Consider the following 5,211-nt stretch of genomic DNA (forward strand, 5'->3'; position numbering starts at 1 on the left):
TTCGCGGAAATCTACCGCTCGGGCATCCAGTCCATTCCCCGCGGCCAGTACGAGGCGGCCACGGTGCTGGGCTATTCCAAGGCCCAGACCTTCACGAAGATCGTGCTGCCCCAGGTCATCAAGCGCATCCTGCCGGCCATGGGCAACGAGATCATCACCCTGGTGAAGGACACGTCCCTGGCCTTCGTGCTCGGCATCATGGAGATGTTCTCGGCAGCCAAGGCGCTTGCGGCCAGCGAGGTGTCCATGGTGCCCTATGCCATTGCGGCGCTCGCCTACTGGGCGTTCTGTCTCATCATCGAATTCATCCTGAACCGCGTCGAGAAGCGTCTCGACTACTATCACGACTAAGGGGGCGCCCATGACGAACACGGTTGTTGAGCTCGCGCACGCCAAGAAGGCCTTTGGGGATAACGAGGTTCTGAAGGACATTTCGCTCACAGTGAACAAGGGCGACGTGCTAGCGGTCATCGGGCCGTCGGGTGGCGGCAAGTCGACGCTTCTGCGCTGCATGACGCTGCTGGAGACCCTTGATGCGGGAAGCCTGGCCTACGGCGATCTGGTCGTGTGCTCCGAGGGTGCCGGCGGACGCGCCGTGTACGGAGATGCGGCCACTATCGCCCGGGCGAAGACCCGCTATGGCCTGGTGTTCCAGAACTTCAACCTGTTTCCGCACTATACGGTGCTGCAAAACGTCACCGATGCGCTCATCTGCGTGCAGAAGATGCCGAAGGACGAGGCTCTGGCTCGCGGCCGCGAGCTTTTGGCGCGCATGGGGCTTGCCGGCAAGGAGTCCATGGTGCCCTGCGATCTGTCGGGAGGCCAGCAGCAGCGTGTGGCCATCGCCCGGGCCCTGGCTATGAATCCCGACGTGCTCTTCTTCGACGAGCCCACGAGCGCCCTGGACCCGGAGCTCACGCGCGAGGTGCTGAAAGTCATCCGCGATTTGGCCGCTGAGCATATGACCATGGTCATCGTCACCCACGAGATGGGCTTCGCCCGCGATGTGGCCGACCAGATCATCTTCATGGATGGCGGCATCATCGTGGAGCAGGGGCCGGCCGACGAGGTTATCGACAATCCCCGGCACGATCGAACCCGGGCCTTCTTGGCGAACTACGATCGCGACTAGCATTGCCCCATGACCGTCACGTTCTATATCACACGTCACGGGGAAACTCAGTTCAACGTCGAGAATCGCGTGCAGGGCTGGTGCGATTCGCCGCTGACGGCCAAGGGTATCTACGATGCCTATAAGTTGGGGCAAGGGCTTGCGGGCGTTGATTTCGTCGGCGCGTGCACAAGCGATGCAGGCCGCGCCAAAGACACGCTCGCCATTGCACTGGAAGCGCGTCTGAACGAGCGCGAGCGTCTGTACCACGGGCTGCCGATACCGAAGGAGCAAGTGCGGGCCGAGGAGGCGTCGGCCCTGCTCGAGGCAGGCATGCTCGGTCACGAGGAGCACGCCGAGGCCGTCATCGGCCTTCTTCGCTCCCGCGGCTGCCTGGCGCCTCGATCCTCTGTTCCCGACAGTGGCGAGACGGGCTCGGCGGCCGCACGACTGCTTGCCGCCGCAGAGGCGTGGCGACCGCCGATTGACGAGCTGAGCCGCATCGAGTACCCGGCATTCGATGTGGGTGCCCGGGCTTTGGATGGGCACGCGGAGCGTCCTATTCCCGTGCGCTGCGACGAGTCCTTGCGCGAATGGTGTTTCGGCGATTTGGAAGGCGAGTCGTCACGGCGACTGCGGAACCGCTTGTTCGACCTGTTCGGCGATGACATTCCGCGCGAGGATCAAAACGAGCGGCTCGATGAGATAGCCGACTACCTCCATGCGACAGATGCGGCCGGACGCGCCGAGGATTTCGCCGCCATTGCCGCACGGGTGAGGGGCTTTCTCGAAGAGTGCGGCCGGTCGGTTGAGCGACGTGGCGGCGGCAACGTGCTCGTGGTGACCCACGCGATGTTCATTCGCGCCCTCGTGTTTCTGTTCGCGCGCGATCGGGTACGCACGCCGGCGAAGATCGCGAACGCCTCGGTGACGAAGGTGCGCTGGGACGACGGCGCGGTAACGGTGGAGGCAATCGGGGATGTGACGCACTTGGGGTCGCGTCGCGGGTGACGGGCGGCTCATCCCCGAGAGGTACACCAATTGGTGTATCTCCGTGACGCAAGCGTGACGATGGGTTGCCAGCATGGTGGATTTGCGCAGGGGCGTGCTAAGGTTTGCGACAGCTCAAAGCACTATCCCCTCTGCAAAGGAGAGACCCATGACTGACATGAACGGCACTCCCGTTCCCGACGGGAGCACCCCCGGGCCGGACCAGCCGACGGCCCCGCAGCCCCTTCAGCCGACGCAGCCGACGGCCCCCGTGCCGCCCCAGAACACCTATCAGCCCTACGGCGGCCAGGCTCAGGCTCATGCTGCGGGCCAGCATGCCTACGGGCAGCAGCCTCCCTATGGCGCTCAGCAGACCTACGAGGCCGAGCCGGTGTCGGTGCACCCGCAGCATGGCGGCCAGAAGAGCTCGGGTGGCAAGACCTTCCTCATCGCCTTCGCAGGCGCGCTTGTGGCCTGCGTGCTTGCCTTCGGGGTGTGGGGCGTGGCCAATGCCATGGGCGGCATCGGCAAGACCGAGACCGTGACCGACCCCGTGACCGGCCAGCAGACCGTTATCGCTCCGAGCGAGGATGCCACGCTGGCCGAGACGGTTTCAGCGAAGTGCCTGCCTTCCGTGGTGGCCATCGATGTGTATGCCGCGCCGCAGCAGGGCAGCATGGGCGGTTGGGCCGAGCTGTTCGGCTACGATTACGGCTACGGCACCGATCAGGGCCAGGACGGCCAGGAGCTGGAGATGTTCTCCCAGGGTTCCGGCGTGGTGCTGACCGAGGACGGATACATCATCACCAACAACCATGTGGTGGAAGGCGGCAGCGCCTATAAGGTGACCGTGGGCGGCAACACCTACGACGCCGAGCTGGTGGGCACCGATCCCTCCTCCGATGTGGCTGTGCTGAAGGCCAAGGACGCCAAGGGCCTTACCGTGATGGAGGTGGGCGATTCCGACAACCTCACCATCGGCGAGTGGGTCATGACCCTCGGCTCCCCCTTCGGCCTTGAGCAGTCGGTGGCCACGGGCATTGTGAGCGCCACGAGCCGTTCCCAGATCATGGATGCCCAGGAGTCCGTGCAGTCCGGCGGTTCCGGTGAGATTACCATCTACCCGAACATGATCCAGACCGACGCGGCCATCAACCCCGGCAACTCCGGCGGCGCGCTTGTGGACGCCGAGGGCAAGCTCATCGGCATCAACACGCTCATCACCTCCTATTCCGGCAACTACTCCGGCGTCGGTTTCGCCATTCCCGTGAACTACGCCATCAACCTGGCGCAGCAGATCATCGCCGGTGAGACGCCCACCCATGCGCAGCTCGGCGTGAGCCTGTCCAGTGTGAACGCCCAGTCTGCCAAGCGCTACGGCCTGTCGGTAGACACCGGCGCCTACGTGGCCGGCGTGGCCGAGGGCTCCGGTGCCGCGGCCGCGGGCATCGTGCCCGGCGACATCATCACCGCCTTCGACGGTCAGCCGGTGGAATCGGCCTCCGACCTCATGCTGGATGTGCGCACCAAGAACCCCGGCGATACGGTGACGCTTACGGTGAACTCCGGCGGCCAGAGCAAGGACGTACAGGTGACGCTCGGCGATGATGCTGCCAGCCAGCAGCAGAAGGCCGAAACCCAGCAGGAGTCCATGGACGAGTTCCAGCAGGGCGGCCCCGGCGGTATGAGCCTCGAGGACATGCTGCGCCTGTACGACCAGCACCAGCAGAAGAACGCTGCGTAAAGCTGGCATCCCAGCCCTTCTTGAGCTCGCGTCTCTCTACCAGCCTCTGATGCAGCTCAGGTAAGACGCGGCCCCCTCCGCTAGCGGAGGGGGCCGTTTGTTTTGTCTGATTTGGCTTGCTGACGCTTTGGCAGGCATGCACATCGGGTAATATGTATCCGTTTAGATAGAACCTGCCGACGAAGGGATTGGCTCGATGGCGAACGAATACAAGTACGATCGCGTTCTGCTGAAGTTGTCCGGCGAGGCGCTGGCTGGCGATCTCGGTTACGGAATCGACCCGAAGGTCGTCGATGACCTGGCTGAGGAGATTGCCGAGATCGTGCATGACGGCGTGCAGCTGGCGGTGGTTATCGGCGGCGGCAACATTTTCCGCGGCTTGGCCGGCTCGGCCGAGGGCATGGACCGTGCTCAGGCCGACTACATCGGCATGCTGGCCACGGTGATGAACGCGCTCGCCCTGCAGGATGCCTTCGAGCGCCATGGCATCTTCTCTCGCGTGCAGAGCGCCATCAACATGCAGGAAGTATCCGAGCCCTACATCCGCCGCCGCGCCGTGCGCCACCTGGAGAAGGGCCGCGTGGTCATTCTGGCTGCCGGCACGGGCAACCCCTACTTCACCACCGACACCACGGCCGCCCTGCGCGCTTGCGAGTTGGACGTGGACTGCGTTATGAAGGCCACCAAGGTGGACGGCGTGTACGACGCCGATCCGAAGACGCACCCCGACGCGCATCGTTTCGACCGCATCAGCTACATGGACGTGCTCAGCCGCGGCCTGAACGTGATGGATGCCACGGCCACGTCGCTGTGCATGGACAACGACGTGCCCATGATCGTGTTCGACCTGACCAAGCCCGGCAACATCAAGGCAGCCCTCCAGGGTGAGCCGGTGGGCACGGTCGTCGAGTAGCATTTGCGGGCGCCGGCGTCGGGCTGGCTTGTTGCTTGTATCCGAGAGCCCGCGGGCTCTGTTCCTAAAGAGGGAGGAAACCCCAATGGCAGATATCGATGAGATTCTCATGGGCGCCGAGGAGCGCATGGAGAAGGCCGTGGCGGCCTTGAAGGACAACTTCGCCGGCGTGCGCACCGGCCGCGCCAACGCCATGGTGCTCGACCGCATCAAGGTGGACTACTACGGCGTGCCCACCCCGGTGAACCAGATGGCCGGTGTGAAGACCCCCGAGGCGCATCTGCTGGTTATCGAGCCCTGGGATAAGGGCGTGCTGCGTGCTATCGAGCAGGCTATCCTGGAGAGCGATCTGGGCGTGACGCCGAACAACGACGGCAACGTCATCCGCCTGCCGTTCCCGAGCCTGACCGAGGAGCGCCGCCGCGATTTGGTGAAGCAGTGCAAGACGTTCGC

The 5,211-nt window shown here is 64.3% G+C and carries 6 protein-coding genes; all 6 read left to right on the plus strand.

Annotation, left to right across the window (positions count from 1 at the left end; genetic code table 11):
- Positions 1-351, plus strand: a 351-nt coding sequence (locus ACTOXK_RS11925) for an amino acid ABC transporter permease (RefSeq protein ID WP_482279987.1), incomplete at its 5' end; no start/stop codon positions are given.
- A 10-nt stretch (positions 352-361) separates the two neighbouring features.
- Positions 362-1,132, plus strand: a complete 771-nt coding sequence (locus ACTOXK_RS11930; protein WP_136433802.1) for an amino acid ABC transporter ATP-binding protein — start codon at positions 362-364, stop codon at positions 1,130-1,132.
- 9 nt (positions 1,133-1,141) lie between these two features.
- The gene (locus ACTOXK_RS11935; RefSeq protein WP_304854355.1) at positions 1,142-2,122 is read left to right on the plus strand and encodes a histidine phosphatase family protein; all 981 of its coding nucleotides are present in this window, start codon (positions 1,142-1,144) and stop codon (positions 2,120-2,122) included.
- Positions 2,123-2,270: 148 nt separating this feature from the next.
- A complete protein-coding gene (locus ACTOXK_RS11940) occupies positions 2,271-3,845 on the plus strand; it encodes a S1C family serine protease (protein WP_255202021.1) in 1,575 nt (524 codons plus the stop codon).
- Positions 3,846-4,041: 196 nt separating this feature from the next.
- Entirely contained in the window at positions 4,042-4,758 is a 717-nt protein-coding gene (gene pyrH, locus ACTOXK_RS11945) for a UMP kinase (RefSeq protein ID WP_016310279.1), read from the plus strand.
- Between the two features lie 85 nt (positions 4,759-4,843).
- Positions 4,844-5,211 (plus strand): ribosome-recycling factor (locus ACTOXK_RS11950; protein ID WP_482279988.1); only part of this gene is annotated, 368 nt, incomplete at its 3' end.

The sequence above is a fragment of the Adlercreutzia sp. genome, from assembly GCF_056795635.1.

Excerpts from the sequence above, each read along its gene's own strand:
- ACTOXK_RS11930 (WP_136433802.1), top strand. The coding sequence starts at position 362 with ATGACGAACACGGTTGTTGAGCTCGCGCACGCCAAGAAGGCCTTTGGG.
- ACTOXK_RS11940 (WP_255202021.1), top strand. The coding sequence starts at position 2,271 with ATGACTGACATGAACGGCACTCCCGTTCCCGACGGGAGCACCCCCGGG.
- pyrH (WP_016310279.1), top strand. The coding sequence starts at position 4,042 with ATGGCGAACGAATACAAGTACGATCGCGTTCTGCTGAAGTTGTCCGGC.
- ACTOXK_RS11935 (WP_304854355.1), top strand. The coding sequence starts at position 1,142 with ATGACCGTCACGTTCTATATCACACGTCACGGGGAAACTCAGTTCAAC.